At 70.8% G+C, this 26,421-nt stretch carries 21 protein-coding genes and 1 tRNA gene; 8 read left to right on the top strand and 14 right to left on the bottom strand.

All coding sequences use genetic code 11. The annotated features are described in order from the left end of the window. The first annotated feature begins 2 nt into the window (after positions 1–2). Positions 3–1,178, top strand: a complete 1,176-nt coding sequence (locus tag ACHUEU_RS14135) for a DNA polymerase III subunit delta' (RefSeq protein ID WP_394216768.1) — start codon at positions 3–5, stop codon at positions 1,176–1,178. A gap of 31 nt (positions 1,179–1,209) precedes the next feature. On the opposite strand, the gene ACHUEU_RS14130 is transcribed toward ACHUEU_RS14135, so the two are convergent. The 4 genes from ACHUEU_RS14130 to ACHUEU_RS14115 all read right to left on the bottom strand — a co-directional run bounded on the left by ACHUEU_RS14130 (position 1,210) and on the right by ACHUEU_RS14115 (position 4,204). Continuing rightward, positions 1,210–2,175 (bottom strand): DUF3027 domain-containing protein, encoded by a 966-nt coding sequence (locus ACHUEU_RS14130; protein ID WP_394216767.1) that lies wholly within the window; start codon positions 2,173–2,175, stop codon positions 1,210–1,212. A 4-nt stretch (positions 2,176–2,179) separates the two neighbouring features. Then, the gene (locus tag ACHUEU_RS14125) at positions 2,180–2,566 is read right to left on the bottom strand and encodes a cold-shock protein (protein ID WP_394216766.1); all 387 of its coding nucleotides are present in this window, start codon (positions 2,564–2,566) and stop codon (positions 2,180–2,182) included. Positions 2,567–2,807: 241 nt separating this feature from the next. Further along, positions 2,808–3,509: an NUDIX hydrolase gene (locus ACHUEU_RS14120; protein ID WP_394216765.1), complete on the bottom strand. Its 702-nt coding sequence runs from the start codon at positions 3,507–3,509 to the stop codon at positions 2,808–2,810. Beyond that, positions 3,506–4,204, bottom strand: coding sequence for an endonuclease III domain-containing protein (locus ACHUEU_RS14115; RefSeq protein ID WP_394216764.1), 699 nt, complete (start codon positions 4,202–4,204; stop codon positions 3,506–3,508). Before ACHUEU_RS14115 ends, ACHUEU_RS14120 begins: the two co-directional genes overlap by 4 nt. 152 nt (positions 4,205–4,356) lie before the next feature. Between ACHUEU_RS14115 and ACHUEU_RS14110 the strand changes: the two genes are divergently transcribed. Further along, positions 4,357–5,034, top strand: a complete 678-nt coding sequence (locus tag ACHUEU_RS14110; RefSeq protein ID WP_096802190.1) for a Crp/Fnr family transcriptional regulator — start codon at positions 4,357–4,359, stop codon at positions 5,032–5,034. 161 nt (positions 5,035–5,195) lie between these two features. Here the strand turns inward: ACHUEU_RS14110 and ACHUEU_RS14105 are convergent, their stop codons facing one another. Genes ACHUEU_RS14105 through ACHUEU_RS14090 form a run of 4 tightly spaced genes read right to left on the bottom strand, consistent with a single transcriptional unit; the run spans position 5,196 to position 7,047 of the window. Next, positions 5,196–6,017: an MBL fold metallo-hydrolase gene (locus ACHUEU_RS14105; RefSeq protein ID WP_394216763.1), complete on the bottom strand. Its 822-nt coding sequence runs from the start codon at positions 6,015–6,017 to the stop codon at positions 5,196–5,198. A 10-nt stretch (positions 6,018–6,027) separates the two neighbouring features. Continuing rightward, complete coding sequence (locus ACHUEU_RS14100) at positions 6,028–6,543, bottom strand: RidA family protein (RefSeq protein WP_394216762.1); 516 nt, start codon at positions 6,541–6,543, stop codon at positions 6,028–6,030. After that, complete coding sequence (locus ACHUEU_RS14095) at positions 6,533–6,703, bottom strand: DUF4177 domain-containing protein (RefSeq protein WP_096798403.1); 171 nt, start codon at positions 6,701–6,703, stop codon at positions 6,533–6,535. The genes ACHUEU_RS14100 and ACHUEU_RS14095 overlap by 11 nt, the downstream gene beginning before the upstream one ends. Before the next feature lie 41 nt (positions 6,704–6,744). Beyond that, positions 6,745–7,047, bottom strand: a complete 303-nt coding sequence (locus ACHUEU_RS14090; RefSeq protein WP_394216761.1) for a WhiB family transcriptional regulator — start codon at positions 7,045–7,047, stop codon at positions 6,745–6,747. A gap of 258 nt (positions 7,048–7,305) precedes the next feature. On the opposite strand from ACHUEU_RS14090, the gene ACHUEU_RS14085 reads away from it, so the two are divergent. The 6 genes from ACHUEU_RS14085 to ACHUEU_RS14060 all read left to right on the top strand — a co-directional run bounded on the left by ACHUEU_RS14085 (position 7,306) and on the right by ACHUEU_RS14060 (position 14,945). After that, complete coding sequence (locus ACHUEU_RS14085; protein WP_394216760.1) at positions 7,306–9,705, top strand: penicillin-binding protein; 2,400 nt, start codon at positions 7,306–7,308, stop codon at positions 9,703–9,705. A 1-nt stretch (position 9,706) separates the two neighbouring features. Then, positions 9,707–10,645, top strand: a complete 939-nt coding sequence (locus tag ACHUEU_RS14080) for a metallophosphoesterase (protein ID WP_394216759.1) — start codon at positions 9,707–9,709, stop codon at positions 10,643–10,645. 57 nt (positions 10,646–10,702) lie between these two features. Next, positions 10,703–10,779, top strand: a tRNA-Pro gene (locus tag ACHUEU_RS14075). A 587-nt stretch (positions 10,780–11,366) separates the two neighbouring features. Then, positions 11,367–12,665, top strand: a complete 1,299-nt coding sequence (locus ACHUEU_RS14070) for a C40 family peptidase (RefSeq protein ID WP_394216758.1) — start codon at positions 11,367–11,369, stop codon at positions 12,663–12,665. Between the two features lie 263 nt (positions 12,666–12,928). After that, positions 12,929–14,338 carry a beta-N-acetylhexosaminidase gene (locus ACHUEU_RS14065; protein ID WP_394216757.1) on the top strand — a complete coding sequence of 470 codons (1,410 nt, stop codon included), beginning with the start codon at positions 12,929–12,931 and terminating at the stop codon, positions 14,336–14,338. A 1-nt stretch (position 14,339) separates the two neighbouring features. Further along, on the top strand, positions 14,340–14,945 hold the full coding sequence (locus ACHUEU_RS14060; protein ID WP_394216756.1) for a LytR C-terminal domain-containing protein: 606 nt from the start codon (positions 14,340–14,342) through the stop codon (positions 14,943–14,945). Between the two features lie 59 nt (positions 14,946–15,004). Here ACHUEU_RS14060 and ACHUEU_RS14055 read toward each other — a convergent pair whose 3' ends face one another. From ACHUEU_RS14055 to ACHUEU_RS14030, 6 genes are all read right to left on the bottom strand, one after another. Further along, the gene (locus ACHUEU_RS14055) at positions 15,005–16,969 is read right to left on the bottom strand and encodes an Ig-like domain-containing protein (RefSeq protein WP_394216755.1); all 1,965 of its coding nucleotides are present in this window, start codon (positions 16,967–16,969) and stop codon (positions 15,005–15,007) included. Positions 16,970–17,072: 103 nt separating this feature from the next. Next, a complete protein-coding gene (locus tag ACHUEU_RS14050; RefSeq protein WP_394216754.1) occupies positions 17,073–17,582 on the bottom strand; it encodes a hypothetical protein in 510 nt (169 codons plus the stop codon). 139 nt (positions 17,583–17,721) lie between these two features. Then, complete coding sequence (locus ACHUEU_RS14045; protein WP_394216753.1) at positions 17,722–21,135, bottom strand: ATP-binding protein; 3,414 nt, start codon at positions 21,133–21,135, stop codon at positions 17,722–17,724. A 61-nt stretch (positions 21,136–21,196) separates the two neighbouring features. Beyond that, complete coding sequence (locus tag ACHUEU_RS14040; RefSeq protein ID WP_394216752.1) at positions 21,197–23,896, bottom strand: Stealth CR1 domain-containing protein; 2,700 nt, start codon at positions 23,894–23,896, stop codon at positions 21,197–21,199. Further along, positions 23,893–24,801 carry a hypothetical protein gene (locus ACHUEU_RS14035; protein WP_394216751.1) on the bottom strand — a complete coding sequence of 303 codons (909 nt, stop codon included), beginning with the start codon at positions 24,799–24,801 and terminating at the stop codon, positions 23,893–23,895. Before ACHUEU_RS14035 ends, ACHUEU_RS14040 begins: the two co-directional genes overlap by 4 nt. Then, positions 24,798–26,297, bottom strand: a complete 1,500-nt coding sequence (locus ACHUEU_RS14030; RefSeq protein WP_394216750.1) for a stealth family protein — start codon at positions 26,295–26,297, stop codon at positions 24,798–24,800. The genes ACHUEU_RS14035 and ACHUEU_RS14030 overlap by 4 nt, the downstream gene beginning before the upstream one ends. Positions 26,298–26,421 lie beyond the last annotated feature (124 nt).

The following is a 26,421-nucleotide window of genomic DNA, read 5'->3' as shown; positions in this document are numbered from 1 at the left end:
CGGTGACCGAGGCTCTGAGCGGCGGCCGGGCGCCGGCCGGCGGGGTATGGGCGGACGTGGTGGGCCAGGACGCGGCCGTCGCCCAGTTCCGCCGCGCCGCCTCTCCGCAGGGCTCGCTGGCCCAGGCCTGGCTGATCACCGGCCCGCCCGGGTCCGGACGCTCCACCGCCGCCCGGGCCTTCGCCGCCACCCTGCAGTGCGAGCAGGGGCTCGGATGCGGGCAGTGCCGGGCGTGCCGGACCACCCTCGCGGGCACCCACCCCGATGTCACCGTGGTCGCGACCGACAAGCTCTCGATCGCGAAGGAGGAGGTGCGCGCGCTGGTGATGACCGCGCAGCGCGCTCCGGCCACCGGCAATCGGCGGGTGCTGATCGTGGAGGATGCGGACCGCATGAGCGCCGGCACCTTCAACGTGCTGCTGAAGTCGATCGAGGAGCCCCCGCCGTCGACGGTGTGGATGCTGTGCGCGCCCTCCGCGGAGGATCTGGCGCCCACCATCCGTTCCCGCTGCCGCTCGGTGACGCTGGCGGTGCCCTCCTCCGCCGTGGTGGCGGACCTGCTGTGTCGCCGCGACGGGATCGACGAGCAGCTCGCGGTGCGGGCGGCCCGCGCCGCCCAGGGGCACATCGGCCTGGCGCTGCGCTACGCCACGCAGGACGGCGCGCTGGCGGCCCGCGAGGAATCGGCCCGCACCCTGCTCTCGCTGCGGGGTGCCGGGGAGGCGGTGCTCGCCGCCCAGGGCCTGGTGGATCGCGCCACCGCCGAGGCGAAGGAGCATGCGGACGTGGTCGCGGCCGAGGAGAAGGAGCGCTTCCTGCGCTCGGCCGGGATCGACGACGGCAAGGTGCCGCCGTCCCTGCGCTCCCAGGTGCGCCAGCTCGAGGAGGATGCCAAGCGCCGGCAGACCCGGCTGGTCCGTGACGTGCTGGATCGGTACCTGCTCGATGCGCACTCCGTGCTCCGCGATGTGCTGAGCCGTCAGCTCGGCACGGCGGCGGAGCTGGTCAACGTCGAGGTGACCCAGGAGATCGAGCAGGCCGCCGGCCGGGGCTCGGGGACGATCACGCTGGGGCTGCTGGAGGCGGTGCAGGAGGCGAGGGACCGCATCCGCGGGAACGTGCCGCCGCTGCTGGCGATCGAGGCCCTGCTGGCCCGCATCGCCGTCTCCCTGCGCTGAGCGGGGGGCGCTCAGCACAGGCCGGTCGATGTCAGGCGTCGGCGCCGGGCGTCTCGTCCTCGGGCGAATCGGCCTCCGGGGCCTCAGCGGCCCGGTCCTGGACGGCGGTCCGGTCCTGAGCGGAGTCATCCTGCGGAGAATCCGCCTCGGGGACCTCGGCGACCGGGGTCGGAGCGGTCTCGGCCGGGTCCTGTGCGGCAGGGGCCTTCTCGACCTCGACGTCGAGCTCGTCGACGATCACGCCGCTGCTGCGCGGGATCTCGCGATCATCGCCCTGCTGACCGGTCTCGGAATGGGCGCCGCAGCCGAAGTTCAGGTGCACCACGCGACCGTCGGCCGGGGACCACTCGTTGGTGCACACCCCGAACTCGCGGCGCAGGGACCCGGAGAGCTGGGTGAAGAAGCCACAGCTGGTGCAGTTGGCCGCGACGGTGCCGCGACGGCCGCGGCCAGAGGTCTGGCGGGGACCGAAATCGCCCTCGAGCCAGCGCTCGGCGGCCTCGCTGCGACCCTCCGGGGAGAGCACCCGGGGACGCCCCAGGCCCAGCTCCCACAGCGCCACCCGGTCCGCGTCCTCGTCGCCGGTCGCTTCGTATCCCTGCTCGAGCCGTGCGTCCTGCTCGCGGTAGGGCAGCAGGTCGTCGGCGCCGATGTCCGAGGGCTTCAGCCGCTCGGACCAGGGCTCCCACTCGGGGGCGAGGATCGCATCCTCCCCGGGCAGCAGCGCGGTCTCGGCGACCGTGGCGGCTTTGGCGCGCGAGGCACGGGCGAGGACGACCACCCAGGACCAGCCGCGGTACCCGGGCATGGTGCAGTCGAAGACATGGGTGGCCAGCCGCTCCCCGCTCGCCTCGACGCGGAGGTGCTCACCGACCTGACCCGGCTCGGTGACCTCGAGCAGCGCCTCGCGGGCGAGCTCGACGGCCTCGGCCGCGATCGCGTCGAGCTTGGGCCGCGCGGTGCGGGCGCGGCGGGGGGAGGTGGTCGGTGACGTCATGGCTTCAGGCCTCGAAATTGTCGGCGACGGCGCGGAGGACGGTGGCGATCTTCTGCGAGTGGCCGCGGTCGGGATAGCGCCCCTGACGCAGGCCGTTGGAGGCGTCATCGAGCAGCCGGATCAGGTCCTCGACCATCCCCGCCATCTCCTCGGGCTTCTGCCGCCGGGCGCGGCTGACCGAGGGAGCGGGCTCCAGCAGCTGCAGCGAGAGCACCTGGGGGCCGCGACGACCGTCGACCATGTCGAAGTCCACGCGTGCGCCCGGCCGGAGGGAGTCGACCCCCTCGGGCAGGTTCGAGGCGTGCACGTAGACGCTCTGTCCGTCCTCGTCATCGAGGATGAAGCCGAAGCCCTTCTCGGCGTCGTAGAACTTCACCTTGCCGCGTGGCACCTGGATCCCATTCCTTGTCTGCTGTTCATCGGTCTGCGAGTACTGGTTCCCGGGGCGCGGCCGGAGCGTCCAGGCCGGCCGCTCCGTATGCGCCCCGCAGGGCTGCCGGAGACCGTCCGGCAACACCCGAGTCTAACGTGCCCGGGCTTCCTCGGGCGAGCGGGAACTGCCGAGGTGACCACGGCCACCGCGGAGCGGATCAGCGGCGGCGGGGAGCTGAGGCGATCCGCGGTGGCCGTGGTCAGCGGCGACGCTCGGGCGGGATCTCGCGCACCGGCGCGGTGGACGGCACCGGATCCAGGCCCAGGCCGGTGAGCACCTTCTCCAGGATCATCGCGGTGAAGCCCCAGACGAAGGCGTCGCCCGGGAGGTCGAAGGCGGGCCCCACACCGTAGCCGCGGAGCATCCCGCGCTGCTGGTGGGCGGGATCGGTGAGGGAACCGGGCCCCGCCAGCGGCGCCCACACCACGCGCTCCACCTCGAACGGGTCCTGCACGTCCAGCGGCGGCATGACCGGTGACCAGCTCAGCACCGGCGTCACCGCCTGGGACCGCCAGGGCATCGGGATCGGGGCGAAGGCGCCGAGCACCAGCACGTCGGCGGGGTCCAGGCCGGTCTCCTCCGCGGCCTCCCGCAGGGCGGTGTGCACGTCGTCGCGGTCCCCCGGGTCGCGGCCGCCGCCGGGGAGGGAGAACTGGCCGGGCTGGGAGCGCATGGAGTGACCGCGCTCCTCGAGCACCAGCTGCGCGTCGTGCAGGCCGGTGCCGGCCAGATGGATGAGCACCGCGCTGCGCCGCACCACCCGGCCGTCCCCCCGGCGCGGATCCCGCGGATCGACGTCGCGGCGCACCAGCACGTCCCCGCGCCGCGCCCGCTCGGCCAAGGGAGCGAGGAAGGCGGCCTCGGCCGGCAGGCCGGGCCCATGGGCCGTCGCGGCGCTCACGCCACGCCCACCTGCGGGCAGATATCGGCCAGGACGCACTGGTCGCAGCGGGGCGCCCGCGCGGTGCACACCCGCCGTCCGTGGAGGATCAGCCGCAGCCCCAGCACGGTGAGCTCCTCGGCCTCGGCGCCGGTGCCGTCGGCCTCCAGCCGCGCGACCACGTCCTCCTCGACCGCGCGGGGGTCGGTCCGGGTGGTCCAGCCGAGACGGCGGGACACCCGGCCGACGTGCGTGTCCACCGCCAGCAGCGAGTGCCCGAACCAGGCACCGCGCACCACGTGCGCGGTCTTGCGCCCCACCCCGGGCAGCGCCTCCAGAGCGCCCTGGTCGTCAGGGACCCGGCCACCGTGGTCGACGAGCAGCCCGCGGGCCAGGGCGATGATGCGACGCGCCCTGGTCGGCCCCATCCCCAGCGGCCGCACCACCTCGGCGACGTCGGTCTCCTCGGCCCCGGCGAGCGCTGCCGCATCCGGCCAGCGGGAGAACAGCTCCGGGGTGACCTGATTGACGCGCACGTCGGTGGTCTGCGCCGAGAGCACCGTCGCGACCAGGAGTTCGACGGCATCACGATGGTCGAGCTCGGTGCGCGCCTCGAGGTGGAGATCCTCCAGCCGGGAGGCGACCGCGGCGGCGTCGGCCGGCCGCTCGGCACCGGGCCCGGCCACGGCCTCGGGGGTCGACCTCGGGATCTGCACTGGTTCTCCTTCGGCGAGTGGCGGGACCGGACGGCGTCGGCACGGTAGTGTTTGACCATCATGTGACGGTGGCCACCGCAGTTCGTGGCCCACGACACATCGAGTAGCACAGCACGGTCCCGAGACTCGGGGCCCCACACTCAGGAGGTTCCGTGGACGAGAACATCGTACGGTCATCACCGCTGTTCGCTGCGCTCGACGAGGACGGCAAGCAGGCCGTGCTGGCGTCGATGAAGCAGGAGGACTACCACCGCAGCGCCATCATCTTCCGGGAGGGGGATCCGGGCGATCGGCTGTTCATCCTCGGCTCCGGCAAGGTGAAGGTCGGCCACGCCTCGGGCGACGGCCGCGAGAACCTGCTGGCCGTGCTCGGCCCCGGAGAGACCCTCGGTGAGCTGTCCCTGTTCGATCCCGCGCCGCGCAACGCGACCGCCACGGTGGTCGCCGAGTCGACGCTCTACTCGCTGTCCCAGCAGGATCTCTACCGAGTCCTGGCGCAGCGCCCCGAGGTGGGGCGGCACCTGCTCGCCTCCCTCGCCCGCCGCCTGCGCAAGACCAACGAGTCCCTCGCGGATCTGGTCTTCGCCGATGTGCCCGGCCGCGTCGCCAAGAACGTCCTCGACCTCGCGCAGCGCTTCGGCCGCCAGACCGATGACGGCGTGATGGTCGCCCACGGCCTCACCCAGGAGGAGCTCGCCCAGCTGGTCGGCGCCTCCCGCGAGACCGTCAACAAGGCGCTGGCGGACTTCGCCTCCCGCGGCTGGATCCGGCTCGAGGCCCGTGCGGTCCTGATCTCCGACGTCGAGCGACTGCGCCGCCGCGCTCGCTGACAGCTGCCGGCCGCGGCCTCTGCGCCGGGGCACGCACGCCGGGACCACCGTTCTCGTTCGCCGCCGGACGAGGTCGGCGGTTCCGCCGTGTCCGGCCGGTGCGCGTCGGGCGCGCCCGCCGCGCCGGCATGCCGCCGGCCTCGGCATCGCGGTCCGCGGCCTCAGCGCTCCTCGGCGAGATGAGCGAGCGTGGCCCGGAGGTTCCAGCGCGCGGCACCCTCGAGCTGCTCGGGAAGATCCGGACCGTAGACCACTCGCAGCAGCCGGTCCATGGTCAGCACGCCCGCCGTCCGCGCCCGACGCACCTCCTCGATGCGTTCGCGACGATGCGCGATCGCCTGCTCGATCGCCTCGAGGGCGTCCAGCGGCGTCTCGAGGGCGGGACCGTGCCCGGGATGGATCGACCCGATACGACCATCCACCGTCATCGCCCGCAGGATCGCCAGCGACTGCAGGTAGTCGGCCAGCGAGCCGCCGTCGTCCGGCACGATCACCGTGGAGGAGCCGCCCAGCAGGGTGTCGCCGCTGAGCAGGCGACCGCCGTCGACCAGCACCGCGATCGAGTCGGAGGTGTGGCCGGGCAGGTGGATGAGGTGGCCGACGGTGCCGTGATCGCCCGCCAGCGTCGCCGGGAGCGGGCGTGAGCCGGGGACCGCGGACTGGTCCGCCGCCCACAGCGGCACCTCGTCCCCGCTGCGGGCGGCGAGCTGCCGTGCCAGGGTGGCGGCCCCGGCGGTGTGGTCGAGGTGCCGGTGGGTGACCAGCACCCCCTGGGGCCGGGACTCCGCCCCGCACTGCAGCAGCAGCTCGGCGAGGTGCTCCGGGTCGCGGGGACCGGGATCGACGACCCAGACCTGGTCCCCGTCGCGCAGCACATAGCTGTTGGTGCCGCTCAGCGTCATCGGACCCGGGTTCTCGGCCCGGACCGCGATCAGCTCGACGGCGGGCCCGCCGGGGGCCCGCTGCGGGGCGTGCTCGTCCACCTCGTCGCCCTCAGTCGGTCGGGACGGCCGGGCCGTCGAGCTCCACCAGCAGGTCGAGCTCCACCGGGGCGTCCAGCGGGAGCACCGCGACGCCGACCGCGGCGCGGGCGTGCGAGCCGGCATCGCCGAAGATCTCGCCGAGCAGCTCGCTGGCCCCGTTGATCACGGTGGGCTGCGCGGTGAAGGAGGGGTCGGAGGCGACGTACCCGGTGAGCTTGACGACCCGGATGATGCGATCCAGGTCCCCCACCAGCGCCTCGATGGCCGCCAGGGCGTTGAGGCAGCAGGCGGCGGCCAGCTCCGCGGCCTGCTCCGGGGCGACCTCCGCGCCGACCTTGCCGGTCGCAGGCAGGGCACCGTCCACGAAGGGCAGCTGACCGGAGGTGTGCACATGGTGCCCGCTGGCGACGGCCGGCACATAGGCGGCCACGGGCGCGGCGACGGCGGGCAGGGCGAGCCCGCGCTCGGCGAGCCGGGCGCGGATGCGGGTGCTGTGCGGCGCGGCGCTCACCGGCTCAGCCCTCACCCAGCGGACGCTTGAGGTAGGCGACCAGGTTCTCCGGATTGGGCCCCGGCACCACCTGGACCAGCTCCCAGCCCTCCTCGCCGTAGTTGTCGAGGATCTGCTTGGTCGCGTGGATCAGCAGCGGAACGGTCAGGTACTCCCAGCGGGTCACAGTGCTCATGGCGGGAGCCTACCGGGGATATCGGGGCCGCGCGGGGACCCTCAGCCGCCCACCGCTCCCTTCTCCGCGCGGCGCAGCACGGCCCACCAGCTGCTCACCTCGGGATGGCGGCGCAGCAGGCGCCGACGCTCCCGTTCGGTCATCCCGCCCCAGACGCCGAAGTCGACGCGGTTGTCCAGGGCGTCGGCCAGACATTCCGTCTTCACCGGACACGCCCCGCAGGCGACCTTCACCGCATGCTGCTCGGCACCTTGCACGAAGAAGCCGTCGGGCTCCATGGTCACGCAGGCGCCTCGCGTCGCCCAGCTCGAGTCGGTGGTCGTGGGAGATTCCCCGATGGTCATGCGCAACCCCTTCCCAGGTGGCGGATCGACATTGATCCGTTCATGGCTCTCACTGTAAGGAGACTCACGCCACATGGCAAAAAATTCCGGTCCCCGCCCTCTGCTCAGCGGACCGGGAGTGCGGGCGACCTCCGTACCCGCCGGCCTCACCGGCCGTGGGACCCGCCCACCGGCGGAGCACGGCACGATTCAGTGAAGATTCGGCGCGCGTGGCCTGCCGCCTGGTCCCGAGTCCACGACTGCCCGTACTGTGTGACCATGGCCCGCACCACGTCCGCGCCCGCCTCCGGCCGCTCCCTCCCCGTCGCCCTGCTGCAGACCGTCTACCTGCTGCTGGGGCTGCTCGCCGTCTCCGCGCTCGCCGGCGTGCTGCTGGCCGCGTTCTTCCTGCCGATGGTCTCGGCCGGTTCGGCCGTCGCCAAGGACGGCGTCGCGCTGTTCGACTCGTACCCGACCGAGCTCGAGGTGGAGCCGCTGAACGAGGCGAGCCGGATCGAGGCCGCGGACGGCTCGCTGCTGGCGACCTTCTACTCGGAGAACCGCATCATGGTGCCGCTGGAGGAGATCTCCCCGCACATGCAGCACGCGGTGATCGCGGTCGAGGACCGTCGCTTCTACGAGCACGGCGGCGTGGATCCCAGGGGGATGGTCCGCGCCTTCGCCTCCAACGCCGCCGGCGGCGCCACCCAGGGCGGCTCAACGCTCACCCAGCAGTACGTGAAGAACGCCCTCCTGATGGACGCCGTCCAGCGCGGCGACCAGGAGGACCAGATCGCGGCCACCGCGCAGACCTACAGCCGCAAGCTGCGGGAGGCGAAGCTCGCCCTCTCCCTCGAGAAGAGGTGGACGAAGGACCAGATCCTCAACGCCTATCTGAACGTGGCCCAGTTCGGGCCCTCGCAGTACGGCGTGGAGACCGGCTCCCGGCACTACTTCAACAAGAGCGCCGCGGACCTGAATCCCGGTGAGGCGGCGCTGCTGGCGGGCATCACCAACGGCCCCAACGCGTACGACCCGGTCTCCCATCCCGAGGCGGGCGAGGCGCGCCGCAACGAGGTCCTCTACGACATGCACAACGAGGGGTATGTCAGCGACGAGGAGTACGAGGAGTTCACCTCGATCCCGGTCGAGGACATGCTGGACATCCAGAACGTGCGGGCCGGCTGCGCCTCGGCCGGGACCAGCGGCTTCTTCTGCGATTACGTCACGCGCTCGCTGCTGAACGACCCGGCCTTCGCCGCGACCTACGACGAGCGCCGTGAACTGCTCTACGGCGGCGGCCTCACCATCCGCACCACCCTGGATCCGGAGACCCAGGCGGCGGCCATGGACGTCCTGCAGCGCAAGCTCCCCGGCGATTCCGCGAGCGGCTTCGGCCACTCGATCGTCACCGTCGAGCCCGGCACCGGCAACATCCTCACGATGGCGCAGAACCGCACGTTCAACCCGTACGCGGAGGTCGGTCCGGGCGAGACGGCGATCAACTACAACGTGCCCAAGTCCCTCGGCGGCGGCAGCGGCTTCCCCGTCGGCTCGACCTTCAAGCCCTTCGTGCTGCAGGACTGGCTCGAGAACGACCGGACGATCTACGACAAGGTCAGCACCGAGCGGCGCCCGATCTCGCGCTCGCCGGCGCAGTGCCTGCCCCGGGGCGCCTGGCGTTCCGCGGAAGCCTGGAATCCGGACAACGCGGTCTCGGTGCGGATCAGCCCGATGGAGACGGTCCTGAACGCCACCAAGTTCTCGATCAACACCGCCTACACGGACATGGCGCGTCAGCTCGACCTCTGCGAGATCGCGAACACCGCGCGCAACATCGGCGTGGTCCCGGCCGGCTACGACCCCTACGACCAGTCCACCTGGGAGATGCCGATCGAGGACATGTACAGCGTCGAGCTGGCCCCGGCCGTGCTGGTGCTCGGCGAGGTGCGCATCTCCGCCCTGACCATGGCGGCCGCCTACGCCACCTGGGCGGCGGGCGGCACCTACTGCTCGCCGCAGGGCATCACCGAGGTGCTCGATCGCCACGGCGAGCCGATGGAGATCTCCGGCGCCGACTGCCATCAGGCCGTGGAGAAGGAGGTCGCAGACGTCATGGCGTGGACCCTCCAGCAGGACCTCGAGGACCCGCGGGCCACCGGCAAGGGCAAGATCATCGAGGGCCACCCCGCGGGCGGCAAGACCGGCACCTCGGGCTCCCAGTACCACACCTGGTACGTCGGCTTCACCCGACAGATGTCCACCGCGGTGTGGTTCGGCCACCCGAACGCGAACATCCGCCCCGGCGGCTTCTCGGTCGACGGCGAGATGCTCCGCGGCGGGCACGTCTGGGGCAACACCATCTCCCTGCCCACCTGGCAGGAGTACATGAGCCGCGCACACGAGGGACTGCCCAGCAAGGCGTTCCCGGCGGCGCCGGAGAAGCCCGTCATACCCTCCTCCGACGTGGCCCAGAAGGGCGTGGTCCCCGACGTCTCGGGGATGGTGCTCAGCCAGGCGACGAGCGCGGTGGAGTCGGCCGGCTTCCAGGTCGAGGTGCGCAACGAGTCGAACAGCTCCGTAGGCAAGTGGTACGTGATCGGCACGAATCCGACCGCCGGCACCCGCCTGCCCGAGGGCGAGACCGTGGTCATCCGTCAGTCCTCCGGAGGGAACTGAGGTGCGGCCGACCCTCGCGGCCGCCGGGATCGTGGGCGGCCTCGGCCTGGGCGCCGCCGCCGCGACCCACGTCTGGGCGCGCCACATCGAGATCCACCGCTTCACGCTGCGCGAGGTCGAGCTGCGGATCCTGCCGCCGGGCACGCGCTCGTTCCGGGTGCTGCACATCAGCGACATCCACCTGATGCCCGACCAGCAGCGCAAGCTCGACTTCCTCGAGTACCTCTCGCTGCTGCGGCCGCATCTCGTGATCGATACCGGCGACAACATCGCCTCCGCCGCCTCGATCCCGGTGCTGGCCGAGGCGCTGGCGCCGCTGCTGCAGAGCCCCGGCGCCTTCGTGCGAGGCTCCAACGACATGTTCGAGCCGGTGCCGAAGAACCCCGTGCGGTACCTGCTGCCCGACGCACGGCCCGCCGAGCTGCCCGACCCCCGGGAGCCCACGCTGCCGGTCGGCGAGCTCACCGACCGGCTCTCCGAGCACGGCTGGAAGGATCTCACCAACACCAGGGCGAGCATCGAGCTGGGCGGGCTCGAGGTGCGTCTGGTCGGTGTCGATGACCCGCACCTGGAGCTCGACGAGATGCCGGCGCCGCCGCCCCTGTCGCCGCCGCTGCCCGCCCACGGGAACGTGCTCCGGCTGGGGGTGGCGCATGCGCCCTATCGGCGGGTGCTGGACTCCTTCGTCGCCGACGGCGCGGACCTCGTGCTGGCCGGCCACACCCATGGCGGTCAGCTGCGGGTGCCGGGCATCGGCGCGCTGGTGACCAACTGCGACCTCCCCCGTCGACAGGCCCGTGGCCTGTCCACCTGGCAGGGAGTGCCTCTGCACGTCAGCGCGGGCATGGGCGCGAGCCCCTATTCGGACTACCGCCTGTTCACGCCCCCGGAGGCGACCTTGCTCACCTTGCGCGCCCCGAAGCCCTCGCCGGTGCGGTGAGCACTCCCCGAGCCTGCTAGAGTTTCTCCTCGGTGACCCGCTCGGGCGAGGCATCACCGGGGTGTGGCGCAGCTTGGTAGCGCGTGCCGTTCGGGACGGCAAGGTCGCAGGTTCAAATCCTGTCACCCCGACCATCGAGAAGGGCCGAGGGATCGCATGACGATCCCCGGCCCTTCACTCATTCCCGAATGCTCCCGCCGGTGCGCCCCCAGTGCCGGGCCGGTTCTTGCACACCGCTTCCCACGAACCGCTCCGGCGCATTCTGGAGGATATTCCGAAACGGACATTCGCGACAAAGAAGGCCGTCCTGACCTGCTGGTCGTCGCGGAGGTCGGTGAGCGCGCCCGCCGCCTCCGCTTGAATGACAATGGCGTAACTACCATAGTGCAATTCAATTTCCGAAGACCACACGGGCAAATTCCGCCCTTTGAGGCAAAATCTTCGCAAAGACCTGTGGGGCGGAACGCAAACTCCCCTGTGGCCTCCCCTTCACCTGCACATACAGTGGCCAGCGGTGCCGACTCTGCTCAGGCGGCGCTCACCGGGCTGCCGCCTCCCCGTCACCGGCCCGGTCGCTTCCTCCTCTTCCCTGGGTGACGGGCGTTTCTCGCGTGCGCGTCGCCCTCGGCGCCGTGCAGCACGGGCGTGGCGACGGAGAAAGAGATCACCCACGATGTTCCCCACCGCTCCACGAGGCACGCACCGGGCATCCGGCCGTGCCGTGATCGACTACCGAGGGTTCACCGCCCCCGTGGGTCGAGGCGTCGGAGGCGCCGCCATGGTCGGCGCCGTCTCCGCGGCCGCCGTCCTCACCGGCGGCGCCGCAGCCACGGCCCAGGCGCCCGTCGCCTCGACCGTCGGCACCGTCCGCGGCATCGCTCCCAGCGTCGCCCCGGCCACCCAGTCCCAGTTCACCTCGGTCACGCTCCGGCTGGGGGCACGCGGCGCCGCCGTCTCCCACCTCCAGCAGCAGCTGAACGCGCATGGTGCCTCGCTCACGGTCGACGGGGTCTTCGGCTCCGCGACCCTGCGGGCGGTCCGGAGCCAGCAGTCGGGGGCCGGTATCGGCGTCGACGGCGTGGTGGGCCCCAAGACCTGGGGCTCTCTGACCGGCGCGGTCGCCACGGCACCGTCCACGGGCACCTCGCAGCCCACGCTTCGCTTCGGGTCCCGCGGCTCTGCCGTGACCACCCTGCAGAAGCAGCTCAACGCCTCCGGCGCCTCGATCTCCGTCGACGGCGTGTTCGGCCGCGGCACCGCGGGCGCCGTGCGCGCCCTGCAGTCCGCGGCCGGGATCGGTGTGGACGGCGTCGTCGGCCCCAAGACGCGGGCCGCGCTGAGCGGCGGTGTGGCCGTCGGCGGTGGGACCTCCGCTCCGTCGGCGCCGTCCGCCCCCGCCACCCAGCCGAAGCTCCGCCACGGCGACCGCGGAGCCGCGGTGACGTCGCTCCAGAAGTCGCTCAACGCCTCCGGCGCCTCGATCTCCGTCGACGGCGTGTTCGGCCGCGGCACCGCGGGCGCCGTGCGCGCCCTGCAGTCCGCGGCCGGCATCGGCGTGGACGGCATCGTCGGCCCCCGCACCTGGAACGCCCTGGGCAGCGATGTCCGCATCTCCGCGGACACCGGCGGCCGCGACGAGGACCGGACGCCGGTCAGCGGTGTCTCCGTGCGCGGACAGGCGATCATCGACGCGGCCCGCTCGCAGCTCGGCGCCCGGTACCACTGGGGCGGCGAGTCGCCCTCGACCGGCTTTGACTGCTCGGGACTGGTGCACTACGCGTACAACCAGGCGGGGGTGAACCTCTCGCGCAAGACGGCCAAGGGCTACGTCTACGGCGGGCGGATCATCTCCCGGTCCGAGGCGAAGCCCGGCGACCTGGTCGCCTACACCGGCAACGACTACGGCCACATGGGCATCTATGTGGGCAACGGCAAGATCATCGACGCCTCCGGTTCGCGCCAACAGGTCGTCGAGCGCTCCATGTGGAACGCACCGCACGTGTTCGTCACCTACCGCTGAGGATCCCTGCGGTCCGCAGGAGACGGATATAGGGCCACGACGGCCTGCTCGACGCGAGAGCGTCAACGGGAAGGAGCAGGGCGGCGTGAGGGAGCCCGGTCGGCCATGCCGACCGGGCTCCCGTGCGTCCGGTCCGGCGGCACGGCCCCGACGGTGCGGCCGACGAACTGCGGGCGACGGCGGACGGCTCCGGGCGCAGGGAGCCGCCTCCCCGTGGCAAACTGGAGCTGATCATGGTCGACGTCGTCCTCCCAGGAGAAGCAATGCCCGATCCACTCGCCCTCGTCCCGCTGCCCCAGTCCGTCGTGTGGTCGGACGGGACCTGGGAGACGAGCGATCCGTGGGAGGGACTCTCCGTCGGCCTCAACGACGCCCTCCCGGCCACCGAGTACGCCCTGTCGATCTCGCCCACCGGCGCCTCCCTCAGCGCCGGCAGCGAGGCCGCGCTGGCCGACGGCCGCAACACCTTCGCCCAGATCGTCACCGGCACGAACGGCTCGATCCCGTGCGTGACCATCTCGGACCGGCCGAAGCACGCCTGGCGCGGCATGCACCTCGACGTCTCCCGCCATTTCCTCCCAGCGGCGGAGATCGAGACCCTCCTCGATGCGATGGCGCTGCACCGGCTGAACGTCCTGCACCTCCACCTCACCGACGACCAGGGCTGGCGGATCGAGATCAAGGGATACCCGCGACTGACCGAGGTCGGGGCCTGGCGCGAGCAGACCCTGGTCGGCCACATGGGCGAGGACGAGGAGTCCTGGACCTTCGACGGCGTCCCGCACGGCGGCTCCTACACCCAGGAGGAACTGGCGGGGCTGGTCGAGTACGCCCGCCGCCGCGGCATCATGATCGTGCCCGAGGTGGACCTGCCCGGCCACATGCAGGCGGCGATCTCCGCCTACCCCGAGCTGGGGAACTTCCCCGAGCAGCAGCTCGGAGTGCGCGAGGTCTGGGGGATCTCCGACCACGTCCTGGGGGTCTCCGACACGGTCTTCGACTTCCTGCGCGATGTGCTCACCCAGGTCGCGGACCTCTTCCCCGCCCCCTACGTGCACATCGGCGGGGACGAGTGCCCGCGCGTGGAGTGGGAGCGCTCTCCCGCCGCCCGCAGCCGGATGAACGAATGGGGCCTGACCCGGGTCTCCGAGATCCAGGGTCGTTTCACCCAGTTCGCCGCCGACGTCCTCGCCGAGAAGGGCAAGCGGGTGATCGCCTGGGACGAGGTCCTCGAGAGCCATCTGCCCGATGACACCGTGATCATGAACTGGCGTCACGGGAACGGGCTGAAGGACTCGACCTCCCGCGGCTTCCGCACCATCATCGCGAACAACGAGCACACCTACTTCGACCACTATCAGGCGAACCCGAAGGACGAGCCGCTCGCGATCGGCGGCCTCACCACCGTCAAGGACGTCTTCACCGCGAAGTTCTCGCCCCACAAGCTCGGCGAGGACCAGCAGACGCTGATCATGGGCATCCAGGGCCAGCTGTGGACCGAGTACATGCCCACCGCCGAGCAGGTCCAGTACATGGCCTTCCCCCGTATGTGCGCTCTCGCCGAGCGGGCCTGGGGCTCTCCGGAGCAGAGCTGGGAGGAGTTCGAGGAGCGCCTGCGCGCCCATCTGCCGCGCTTGGACGCATTCGGCATCCGCTACCGCCCCCTGGACTGAGATGAGCCGCTCCCACCACGACGCGCACCCGTACGGCCGCTCCGCGGACGACGTCCGCCGACGGGACCAGCGGCTGCGCCGCACCCGGCGCCTGCGGGTCACGCAGCTGACGATCTTCGCGATCCTCGCCGTCGCTCTGATCGCGATCGGCGTCTACGCGGTGGGCGAGCTCCGCGAACCGGTGGCCGATCCCGGGGTGATCGAGCAGAAGTCCTTCGGGGACGAGCCCGTGGAGCTCTCCTGCCCGGAACCCGATGCCGTGCCGCTGCCGCCCGGCGAGGTCACGGTGACCGTGCTGAACGGCACCAGCCGCAGCGGCCTGGCCGGTGACGTCTCCGAGCAGCTCGCCGAGCGGGGCTATGGGGTTCAGAGCCCCGGCAACACCCGCGCGGCCACGGGCCCCGCCACCATCGTCCACGGCCCCCAGGGCTACCTGGCGGCGCAGTCCGTGCGGGTGCAGATCCAGGGAGCGCAGCTGAGCTTGGACGAGCAGCAGGAGGGGAACGCGGTGACAGTGCTGATCGGTGACGGTTTCGTCGGGCTCGAGGAGGCGGCGGCGGCCTCTGCCGCGCTCGAGGAGCCGGTGGACGCGCCCGAGGGCTGCTGAGACTCAGTCCAGCGTGTCATCGACTGCTCTCCTGCCGCTCGTACCTCGCAGCACGCCGATCAGTCCTCCCACGCGCGGCGGTCGGTCTCCATGCGCAGACCGATCCCCAGCGAGACCCCGCCGCCGAAGAGCAGCAGCAGCACGAGGGTGCCGAAGAGGACCGAGGTGCCGGGGGTGCCGGGCATCAGCCCCACCAGCAGGCTGTTGATGCCGCTGACCTCGGCCCCCGGCTCCTCGGCCGCGCTGAGGCTGGGGTCCACGTCGACCACCAGGGAGGCCCGGACCGGGACGCCCGCGCTGTCGCGGACGTGATAGGTGATCGGTGTGGTGCGGCCGGTGAAGCCCTCGACGGGCGTGAAGGTCACCGTGCCGTTGTCCCCCGCCGAGTAGGTCCCTTCCTCCGGGATGAGCAGCCGGGTGCCGCGACCGTTCTCGAGCTCGGACAGGTTGGTCGCCGCGAGGGAGCTGATCCGGAGCGTCTCGGGTTCCAGCGGCTGGTCGCCGCTGCCGGCCGTGTCGTTGCTGAGCACGTCCACGGTGACCGGGGTCTGCGGCGCGGTGCGTCCCTCGTCCTGACGCGGCGTGGCGATGATCGGGGAGACGACCACCGTCACGGTGGCCTGGGCGAGATTGTCGGCGTAGACGCCCCGGGCGATGACCCCCACCGGGGTGGAGGTGCCGGTGAACCCATCGGCAGGGGTCATCTCCACCGCGCCGGTCGCATCGTCGATCCGCCAGGTCCCCTCCCCCGCGACGGTCAGCTCGGAGCCGTCCTCGGCCAGGGTCGCGTCCTCCGGTGCCGTCGCCGGATCGAAGCGCAGCGAGTCCGAGCTGACGTCCTGGCTGCCGGTGCTCATGTCGATGCTGATCTCGGTGCCGGGCGCTGCGGCCACCGTCCGGGACCGCAGGATCGGGTACGCCGTGCTGAGCTGCGCGGTCGCAGCGGCATGGCCCTCCCCGTCGCCGCCGGTGATGCCCATGGGGGCCGTCTCGTGCACCTCGGCGCTCTCCGGGGAGAAGCGCACGGTGGCCGCCGCGCGGTCCAGCACCCAGGTGCCCTGGCCCTCGACCACCACCTCGGTGCCGTCCTCGGAGGCCCGGTGGGACTCCGGCGGTCCCAACGGCTGCAGACGCAGGGTCCCGGGGTCGACGTACTGCTGTCCCTCGCCGACCACGAAGAGGATGTCCTGGCCATAGGGAGCGGACCAGTCCAGATCCGAGATGATCGGGACCGAGAGCGTGACCCGGCCGGCCCGTTCCGCCGCGCCCTCGTCGTCCTCGATCACGAAGCGGACCGGGTCGAGCTGCCGGCCGAGCCCGGGGCCGACGGGGGTGTGGGTGAGGGACCCGCCGTCGGCCGTGAGCTGCCAGGTGCCCTGGTCGGGGACGGTGACCCGGCTGCCGTCGGTGAGCACCGTGGAACCGGACGGCAGGCCTCCCAGCTCCAGGCGAGCGGAGCCCTCGGCGGGCACGTCGCCAGGGAGCTCGATGCTCTTCGCCTCACCGGCCGAGCCGCGCGCGGCGATCTCCTCGAGCTCCAGCAGCTCAGGGGTGAGCCGGACCGGCTGCGAGCGACCCTCGTGCAGCCCGCCGATGGTCAGCTCGATCGGTGCGCTCGGTCCCTCCACCCCGACCAGCGGAGTGAAGACGAGCTGCTCACCGAGCAGCGACCAGGTCCCCTCCCCCCTCACCTCGAGGCTGCGGAGATCCTCCCCCAGACTCATCCGCGAGCGGGTGCTCGCCCCCGCCCCCTCGGGCAGGGCCAGGCGGGCCGACTCCAGATCGACCTCGTCCTCGAGATCGTCCTCGATCAGTGCGCCGAGCGGGATGCGGGTGATCGAGCCGGGCACCATGTGCAGGGTCTGCGTCTCCGCCGGGAACTCGAAGGGGCCGTCCTCCCCCAGCGCTGCGGCGGGGAGCGCCGTGGACAGTGCCAGCAGACCGGCCGCGCACAGCGCCGCCGCACGCGCGGCCAGGCTCCCCGGACGTGCGCGCGAGGGGCGACGCGGCGACGGCTCGAGCATCCGGCCAGGGTAGCAACGCGGGCCGGGGACTCGATGCACGGAGTCGACGCCCGGGCGCCGGTGGCCACCCTCCGCTCGGGGCCGCCGCCGGCACCGGGGCGGATCAGCGCAGCGGGCGCGGTGGCGGGGTCAGCGGGCTGAGTGCCGAGGCCGGGCTGGTGGTCGTCCTCGGGGTCAGCGAGCCCGGCAGGAACGGGGCGCTGATCGCGCGCACCGCGACCCGGACGCCGACGATCATCTCGAGCAGGTCGCCGGCCGCGTTCGTCCAGCTGGCGGTGACCACCCCTGCCCCGCTCCGCTCCGACCGGCGGTGCAGCCCCCAGGAGGCCGCGGACCCGTGGGCCGCCTCCAGCAGTCGTGCGGCGGCGCTCTCGGAGCTCGTGGGCCGGCCGCTGCTGGCCAGCAGCGCGCTGACGTGGCACAGGGTCTGCAGCCCGCGCCAGGAGTCACCGGAGGAGCGGTCCCGCTGGGGACGGTGGTCGTGGAAGTCGAGCAGGCCCGGCTGCTCCTCGAGCACCGCAGTGGTGACCGAGGTCAGCAGGTCGTGCATGCGCTGGTGGGTCTCGTCCTGCCCGGGGATCGCCTCGGGTGCGCCGGAGGGGAGAGCTGACATCGCCGTTCACCTTCCACCCTCGTGCCGCACGCGGGGGCGGCGGCATCACGCTGCACCGCTCGGCCGACGCGGTGGGCGTCCAGAGTATCGAGTCCGGGGGCCGCTGCCGATGGGGAGAACTCCCCATCGGCGCCGCGCCCTACTCCTCGGCAGCGGTCGCCACGAACTCCACCGGCGCGACCGAGGAATAGCGGTCCTGCCGGATCGAGACCACTCCCACGCCCCCGATGAACGGGGCCAGGGCCTGCGGGTTCTTGCCGGGGTTGGCGAGGATCACCTGGAAGCCGAAGTGGCGGAAGGACTCCATGGCGGCGGTGATGAACTTGCCCGCACCTTTGGAGAACGCCTCGTCGATGATGATCGGCGCGTACCGGGGCACCTCCTGGCCGGTGCCCGCCAGCTGGTAGCGCAGGGCCGCGGCGAGGCAGAAGGTGGCGAGCCTCTCGTTCTGGCCGCCGGAGAGCGGGCCGCCGGATTCGTGGGCGTGGACCACGGTCCCCTCGGCGTCGACCTCCTCGGCGTGGAAGTGCACGTGGCGGCGCACGTCCAGGATCACCCGGGAGACCTGGTCGTCGCGGGTGCGGGCCGCGCCGATCATGTCCATCAGGTGCCGCAGCGAGAGGAACCGCTCCTCGGCCAGGTCGCGATCCCGGGAGATGTCGTTCAGCGCGGTGTCCGCCACCGCCTCTTCCAGCGCCCGCTTGAACTCGTCCAGCGCCGCCAGGTGCACCGGCCGCATCGACAGCTGCAGGAAGCGTCCGGAGTGGAACTCGATCTGCGCCAGGAGGGTGTTGATCCGCTGCAGGCGCTTGCGGATCTCCGCCGGCTCCCGGGCGATGGCGGTGGCCAGCGCCTGCACGTCACCGAGGGTGTTGCCGGTGAAGAACTCGAAGAAGCGGTCCTCGACCTCGGGCAGCTTCTCCTCCTCGATGCGCAGCAGGATCGCGAGGTAGTCGTCCACCCCCTCCAGCGTCGGGGCGGTGTCCCCCGCCTGGGCGGGCCAGCGCCGGGAGAACTCGCGCATCGCGGTGCGCATGTCCTCCTCGGCGCGGGAGGTGCGACGGGTCAGGCCCATCAGCTCCGCGTCCAGGGTCGCCGAGGCGTCCTTGGTGACCTGGTCGATGGTGGACAGCACCAGGGTGGGCGCGATCGCGGCGAAGCGCTCGGCCAGCTCCGTCTCGACCTCGGGATCGAGCGTCGACTCGGCGACCCGCTCCCGGGCCTCGACGAGGCGCTCCTCGGCGCGTTCGGCCTGCTCGGCGAGCTTGCCGGCGCTGCGCACCACCTCGAGCAGCTCTTCGTCGCTGCCGGCGATGGACTGCTCGACATCGTCGATCTGGCGGGCCAGCTCGGCCAGTGCGGCGGAGCCGTCCTCCGCGGCGCGCACCATGTCGCGCAGGTTCGCCACCCGTCGCGCGACCGAGGCGGCGTCGATGTCGTCCCAGGTGACTGCGCTGATCAGCTGCAGCGCGTAGAGACGTTCGCGGCGGCGGTCGCGATCGGTCTCGACGTCCTTGCGCCGGGCCTGGGCCTCGAACAGCGCCTGCTCGGCGCGGGTGCGCTCGGCCTCGAACACGGCCCGCTTGGCGCGGTTGTCGAATCCCAGCACCCACTGGGAGCGGTCGTTGATCTGCCGGTCGGCGTTCTTCTCGTGCCGGGCGGCGGAGTGCTTGATCTGTCCCGAGCGCAGCACGGCCCGGTGCAGCCGGGTGAACTCCTCCAGGCTCTCCGCGCAGGTGTAGTCCATGCGGGAGGCGATCTCGTGGGACAGCCAGACGTGGAACTCGCCGTCCTTGACCTCGAGCTTCGCGGCCAGGGAGCGCGCGTCGATGGTCTTCGCAGGGCGACGCAGATCGGTGTTGACCCGGTTGTAGGAGATCCGGCGGCGCAGCTTGGTGCGGTCGATGACGGCGGCGACCTCGCGGTAGATCCGGTCCGGGACCAGGATCGAGCGAGCCAGTCCCCGCAGCGCCTGCTCGGCCGCGGCGGTCCATTCCTCCTCGCCGGTGCGCACCTGCAGCAGCTCGGCGGCGAAGGGCAGCTCGGTGGGGGCGATGCCCACCTCGGCGGCGATGTGGTCGCGCAGGGCGACGTCCTCGGAGTGGAGGTTCGAGGCGCGGCTGGTGAGGGAGGTGAGCTCCTCCCGGGTACGGGCGAGGGTCTGGCCCAGTTCCCGGACGGCCGCCTCGGCCTCCCAGCGGGCGGCGTCGGCCCCCTTCTCCTCGTCCTCCAGGGTCTCCCGCAGCGCCGTCACCTCGCGCTGCAGCGCGAGGAACATGTCCTCCCCCGCCGGGGTGCGCAGCTCGACGGTGGCCAGCTGGGCGGCGAACTCGGCGCCGCGCTCGCGGCGCCGCTCCCGCTCCACCTCGAGGCCGGCGATCTGCTGCTTCCAGTCGTCGATCTCCCCGCCGCCGGCGCGCTTGCGCTGCTCCTTGAGCTGGGCGAGATCGGAGCGGGCCTCGGCCACGTCCTGGGTGAGCCGGCGCTGCTGGGCCGCGAGCCGGTCCCGCTCGAGCCGGAGCCGGTCGGTCTCGTCCCCCAGCAGCCGCACCAGGTGCTGGGCGGCGAAGACGTCGATATCCGCCCGACGGTCCACCAGCGCGCCGCCGCGCTCGCGCATGGCCGTCCAGTCCTCGTGCGAGCCGCGCAGGGTGCGCAGCAGCTCCCGCTGCTCGCGGGCGGTCACCAGCGCCTCGTACACCTCGGAGAGGTTCTGGAAGTTCGCCAGCGCCTGGTCGGCCAGGTCGAAGGTGCGCGGGGCGTCGAGCATGTAGTCGCGCAGCAGCGCGTTGACGTCGCCGAGCTCCTTGGCGGACTGGATCTTGTGCAGCAGTCCCAGCGCCTTCTCGTCCGGGATGCCCAGCAGCTGGCTGAACGCAGCCCGGTACTCCCGGAACTGGCGGAAGGTCTGGGTGCCCGGATGCGCGGCCTCGAGCGCCTTGCCCTCGATCTGGGTGGAGACGAACTGGCGCAGGTCGGTGACGTCCAGGGGCGTCCTGGCGATGACGTACAGGCTCTTGACGTCGGAGTCCGCGGAGTGGCCGGCATGCAGCAGCAGCAGCCGGGAGAGCTGGACGGTGCCGCCCTTGCCGTCGCTGTAGCGCAGGGTCAGCACCGACAGGGTGGTCTTCTCCCGCAGCACCTCCTGGCTGAACTCACCGGTCGCCTGGTCGTAGTGCATCGCCCAGGCGCCGCGCACGTAGCTGGCCACGGTGCGGCGGTACTTCGAGCGGTTCGGGCCGGCGTCGGAGGCCGCGGCGTTGAACTGCAGGGTGCGCGGCGGGGTCAGCAGTGCGCTGATCGCATCCAGCAGGGTGGACTTGCCGGTGCCCGGGCCGCCGGTGAGGAAGTACCCTTTGGAGGAGATCGCCAGGTCGTGGGTGCCGTGGAAGGTCCCCCAGTTGGAGACCTGCACGGCGTTCAGCCGCCACTGTCCGGGATGGGGGTGGTCGGGGTCCGTCACCGTCCCCGCTTCGGCGAGGTCGGTCACGACGCCGGGCAGGTCCAGCCCGTCCTGCCGCTGCGGGGTCACGGTCTCAGTCGTCGAAGGCACCCCGCCAGAGTACCGAGTCCGGGGGCCTCGCCGTGTCAATCAACCTCAAGAGACCCTCCGCTCAACGGCGCTCCCACGGGGACGGGATCGGGAACTTCCCCCTCATGAAGTTCAGTGCCATCTCCTGGGTGTATTCGGGATCGGCGTCTTCCTCCGCCTCGCCGAAGCTGAGGAAGTCGACCGAACCCGCTCCGATCTGCGCGAGACGGACATCGGACTGGGGAGCCCCGAGCGAGATGAAGGAGACCCGGAGCGCCCCCAGCTCGTACTCGCCCTCGAGATAGCCCGAGTACTGGGTCAGCGAAGACAGTAGGGAGACATCGCTGTCACTGCGAAATTTCGCTCGCCGTGTCGCTTCGACCTTCGCAGAGTACCGTTCTGCCACCGACGCGACGTAGGAACGTCGATGAGGCAGCGGAGTGTGCAGCATCCCTTGGGTAATGCTCACCCCAAGTTTCTCCTCGAGCAGCCGACGGTTGTTCGCGCCGGAGGCCTCATGAGGCTCGGCGGCGTCTCCGAGATCGTTGATCTTGGTCGGTGACGGGAAGAACTTGGGTCGCCCGGTCGGGGAGAAGTACTGGATGGGCTGCTGTTCACGCAGGAAGAAACCATCGTCGTTCATAACGAGGAACTGCTCGGCCAGGTCAGGGATGCGGTGCAGGACGGATTCGATCGCTTGCGAGTTGAACACCGGCAGTACTTCCGGGTCTGGAAATAGTTCCCGATGGTCGATGACCCGCAGGCGATCATCCTCGACGAGCCACTCAGGGCGCTGGGAGTCCGTGACCAGGTAGATGCGGCGGATCCACGGGGCATGCATCTGCACCGAGCGGAGCGAGTATCGCAATTCGTCACGATTGCGGAACCGGATGTCACCGGCCGAGAGGTCCGGCACCTGTATCCCGGTGCCGGAGTATTCAGCTTTGCGCGCCCTCCAGGCGGGATCTGCTCCGTCGACCCACATGTACACCGCATCGACCGGGAAATCGGGGACGGACCAGAGCGGCCTCCCCCGCATCGGCTGCCACCTGCTGAACAGAGGCCGATCGAACTGCTCTCCACGTAGCAGATCGACCTCCAGATTCCGCCGCGGCGCACTCCACAGACCTTCCCGACTCTCGTGCTCGTCCCAGAACTCGATGAACAGCCCGGCGGCGTACCCGATGTGCGCTCCGCCCTCTGTCGCGTGGTGACGGAAGGCGTAGATTCGCGTGACGTCGTCCCGATCTACCTGCGCCGGCTCACGACACCAGCTGCTGCCGTCGCTGTCCAGCCTCGCCGAGCTGGCGTACAGACGCGCCTCAAGACTCGGGTCCTCGAGCTCGGCGAACCTGTCCAGCACCCGCTCTCGGTCGCGCGTGCGGACCGCCCAGGCCCATCGATCAGGCGCGGACTGCAGGGGTCGGCTGCACACATCTAGGTCACGGAACATGTCCTCTAGGGCCTCCCGGTTACGCTCGCGCAGCAGACTGGGGACCAGGTCCTGGGCGGCTACCACTCTGACCGCGAACGTCTCCTCGACTTCCTGTGCACCCGTTGTACGAGCGCCCGACTCCTCTTCACCCTGGGTCCGCGACGCGACCTGCCCTTCCACTGCCTCCGCAGCCGGGCCCGGCGCTGCCGAGGCCACTGCCCGCTGCTGCCGGGCAGTCAGCGGTTCGCGCATCACCTCATCGAAGAACTCCGACCACTGATCGGCCACCTTCGACGGACGGAATCGCTCGAGCGAGATGGAGGCGTGCGCCCCCATCTCATCCCGTCTCGCCTCGTCCCCCATAAGCAGACGCAGGCAGTCGGCGAATCCGTTGACGTCGCCGACGTCGACGAGGTAGCCGTCCTTGCCGTGCTCAATGATCTCCCGTGGCCCGGTCTCACAGTCGTTGGCAACCACCGGTATCCCCGCTCCACGCGCCTCGAGCAGGACCAATGGCAGCCCTTCGACACGAGAGCTCAGGGCGCCGATGCTGGCCCGGGCCCACTCCCTCTCGATATCCTTGGTGGGCCCCATGAATTCCACCTTGTCGGCGATCCCCAGGTTCCGCGCGGTGGTGACCAGCCGCGAACGCTGCTGGCCGTCGCCGAAGAGTCGGAGTCTCCAGTCCGGAAACTCGCCGGAGACTCTGGCGAATGCCCGGATCAGATCCCCGAATCCCTTGGACGGGACGAACCTTCCCGCCCCCATCACGATCTTCTGGCGCCCGCCGCTCGCGGGCCGCCCGGTCGCGGGCAGCGAATTGGGGATCACCTCGAGCCGCGGGGCTCGCTCGCCCCACTGCTCGTGCAGCCACTGCGCATTGCGTTCGGTCAGCGTCACCACGGCGTCCGCGTCCATCCCATGGCGCATGAGCGGTTCCGCGAGGATCCCTCTGGTCTGCGTCGCACGATGCTCCTGCGTCACAACCTTGACTTGCGGGGGAAGCCCGAGCATCGCGTACACCATCAAGGCTGGTGTGGAGGTCACCACGATGTCGGCAGTGCAGGTCCGGAAATACTCGAGCAGAGCGTCATCAGCGCGTCTGCAGAACTGGCTCTCCCACTCCTCGGGTATCACCAGGCTGGGGATATCGTCCGGGCCCTCGAGGTCCGTGAGGTGCACGATCTCGGTGCGGGGTCCGAAATCGAATCCTTCCTCGGCAGTGCGATAAACGCTCACCATCGTCACGTCGTGGCCGCGCTCGGACATCGCGGCGGTCTGATCCGCGAACGTCTTCTCGGTGCCGGCGAGCCCACCACCAGTGGTGAGGACATAGACGAGTTTCATACGAGCTCTCCTTCAATCGATGCCGTCACGTGTACTTCGAGTGCCAGGTATTGGTCCGCCGTCCAATAGGGACGGATCTCGACCTTCTTCCCGCGAATCATGAGCGAGGCGGTCGCTCGGTACCGCAGGGCCTGGCGCGGGTTCCCGATATTGCTGCCTGCCCAGCGCAGGCGCTCGCGCCGGTCCCGAGAGGAGAGGTCCACAAGGTAGAGGTTCCATACGGAATCCGGACGGCCCTTTACCGCCGAGAGCCGAGCCACTTTCGCCCATTGCTCCGCACCAATGCGGAACTGCGCAATCCCCTCTTCGTCACGAGACATCGGCAGGATCTCCAGCCGCTCTTTCGTGGAACGCCGCTCAAGCTGGAGCAATACGTCATCTCCGCTCGGTCCCGCCGCCAAGGTCACCATCCCGTGAGCCGCTCTCAAGGATCTGACACCGCGGAGCGCCTCGACCTGATCCCTGCTCCGGAGCACAGCGCCTTGTGCCGGATCGGGCACGATGTCCCAGACACGCCCATCGGGCGTCACCGCGACATTCCGGGTGCCATCCGTCGACTCGTCCGCCGGCAGCGAGATCCTCCGAGACCGCCCACCGCGCAACGCCAGCACTACGTAGTGCTGGTGCTCAAGAACGCCGAGCCGGATCACCCCATGGGGTGGACCGTCCGCCTGCCGTCGCGAGAAGTCGACCGGCGCTCCCACCGCAGCTCCCGGGTGCAGCCGGATCGCGTCGATGCCCTCGTGGCTGCGCCAGTTCAGCAGGTCAGCACCGTCCAACACCAGGTGCACCCTGAGCGCGGGCCGCCGTGCGGATCCACGCAGCCGTGCCCTCACCCGGTGTGCGGTTCCTTTGACGAGTTGTTCGACACCTCGGAGACGCGGTGTTCTATTCACTGTTGTCATCTCTCCTCCCACGGAGCGGGGGTGGGCAGATAGCGGTTTAGGAACGTGCGTAGCTCACCGCGTGCTTCAGCGCTAACTGCGGACTGCTCCTGGTTGAGGCAGAAGGTGTCGTAGCGCCGCAGCGATTCCAGAGCGTCCAGCGTATGTCCTAGCCGCGGGGAGGCCAGGTCGACGTACAGGTAGTTCGGAAGCGCGGGCGCCGCACGGCCCAGGGCATAGGCGTACCAGTGATGCAGGGAGGACGCGAGCGAGAGATCGGTTCCTGCGCGGAACCTAGCCTCACGGGTCCGAGCTATCTCGCCCGGGTGCTCGGCCTCGATCTGCTCGTTCACGCTGCGCAGCTGAGGGTGCACCGTGTGTCGAATCTTCGTGCGCACCGCGAGGCCGAACTGCGCCGCCATCAGATCGCGGCCATTCTTGGCCGCCGCCATGATCGGCAGATCTTCACGTTGCACCGGGCCCGGATCGAGCGGGAGGTCGGACGGAAAGAATCGGGAGATCCCAGGGGCAGCGAAGAAGTCTCCGGGATACGCGAGGCGGCCGAAGAAGACGTCGTCGTTGAGGTAGAGGTAATGCTCGGCGAGGTCAGGAATACGGTGCAGCGCAGACTCGATCGCATGCGAGTTGAAGCGACTGCCACCGAGCAGATCGCGATGATCCACCAGGTTGATGCGCGGGTCGTCCCTCAGCCAAGAAGGACGCTGAGAGTCCGTGACGAGATGGATTCGTCGTACCCAACTCGCATACCGGAGCACTGACCTCAGCGAATAGCGCAGCTCACCGGAGTCCAGGAATCGACTCTCTTCGACCGCAGAAGGATGGGGCTGCGGCTGTTCACCGCGGCTCTTCGCGAGTGCCGCATCCCGTCGCCGACGCCACTGCGGGTCTCCCCCGTCCACCCAGGTATAGACGACGTCGATCGGCACTGCGGGCTCTGGGCTGGCCATCCTCCGTCCTGCTTGACCGAGGCTCTCGGCAGAGCTCCGCTCCCACTCATCCGCGGCGATCCGTCGCATCGATCCCAACGTCCCGCCCCGATAGTGAGAGCCTTCCCGCTGGAACACGTCGATCACGACCTCAAGTTCCGAGAGCTGCGGAAGCGGCCGCCCGCCGGCCGACAGCCGCGGACTGACGATGAGCCGCCTCAGCTCGGGTTCGGCACGGGACTCCCAATGCGCGGGCAGCACAGCGAGCGCGCGGTGAGCAGCAGCGGCATCCTCGGCGCGCACCGCAAGCCGCCAGGGCCGACGAGGTGTGGGCGGTGCCAAGACGCACTTCACCGGGGCCACCGCCCGCAGTACCTCCGCCAATGCATCGGCGCGCTCAGCATGCAGATCGTCATGCTCGAGCTTTCGAGCCTGCTGGGGCCTGATCTGAAGGCCGGACCAGATGTTTCCGGGCTGCGGCGCAGGTAGCAGCGAGCGACCCGCCAGGCTCAGCTGACGAGTAACGTCTCCTCTGTACAGCTTGGCTGCAGTCCGCCGAATCTTACTCACGGTCGCCGAGTGTACGGTCAGACGCGCCCATTGCAGGACACTTCGCGTCCATCGGCGGTTCACATTGCTATAGTCCGGACGCCCGCCAATCTCGGACTCTGACCCTTGAAAGGCGCCGTCGTCC

Origin of the sequence: Brachybacterium vulturis (genome assembly GCF_043641765.1) — a bacterium.
Lineage (GTDB): Bacteria > Actinomycetota > Actinomycetes > Actinomycetales > Dermabacteraceae > Brachybacterium > Brachybacterium vulturis_A.
Note: the sequence above shows the minus strand (reverse complement) of the source record. Positions and strands in the feature narration are given on the sequence as shown.

Bases quoted from the DNA above. Each gene is read 5' to 3' on its own strand.
- ACHUEU_RS14055 (WP_394216755.1), bottom strand. From the start codon at position 16,969: ATGCTCGAGCCGTCGCCGCGTCGCCCCTCGCGCGCACGTCCGGGGAGC.
- ACHUEU_RS14090 (WP_394216761.1), bottom strand. From the start codon at position 7,047: ATGACCATCGGGGAATCTCCCACGACCACCGACTCGAGCTGGGCGACG.
- ACHUEU_RS14085 (WP_394216760.1), top strand. From the start codon at position 7,306: ATGGCCCGCACCACGTCCGCGCCCGCCTCCGGCCGCTCCCTCCCCGTC.
- ACHUEU_RS14060 (WP_394216756.1), top strand. From the start codon at position 14,340: ATGAGCCGCTCCCACCACGACGCGCACCCGTACGGCCGCTCCGCGGAC.
- ACHUEU_RS14035 (WP_394216751.1), bottom strand. From the start codon at position 24,801: ATGACAACAGTGAATAGAACACCGCGTCTCCGAGGTGTCGAACAACTC.
- ACHUEU_RS14050 (WP_394216754.1), bottom strand. From the start codon at position 17,582: ATGTCAGCTCTCCCCTCCGGCGCACCCGAGGCGATCCCCGGGCAGGAC.
- ACHUEU_RS14040 (WP_394216752.1), bottom strand. From the start codon at position 23,896: ATGAAACTCGTCTATGTCCTCACCACTGGTGGTGGGCTCGCCGGCACC.
- ACHUEU_RS14130 (WP_394216767.1), bottom strand. From the start codon at position 2,175: ATGACGTCACCGACCACCTCCCCCCGCCGCGCCCGCACCGCGCGGCCC.
- ACHUEU_RS14095 (WP_096798403.1), bottom strand. From the start codon at position 6,703: ATGAGCACTGTGACCCGCTGGGAGTACCTGACCGTTCCGCTGCTGATC.
- ACHUEU_RS14065 (WP_394216757.1), top strand. From the start codon at position 12,929: ATGCCCGATCCACTCGCCCTCGTCCCGCTGCCCCAGTCCGTCGTGTGG.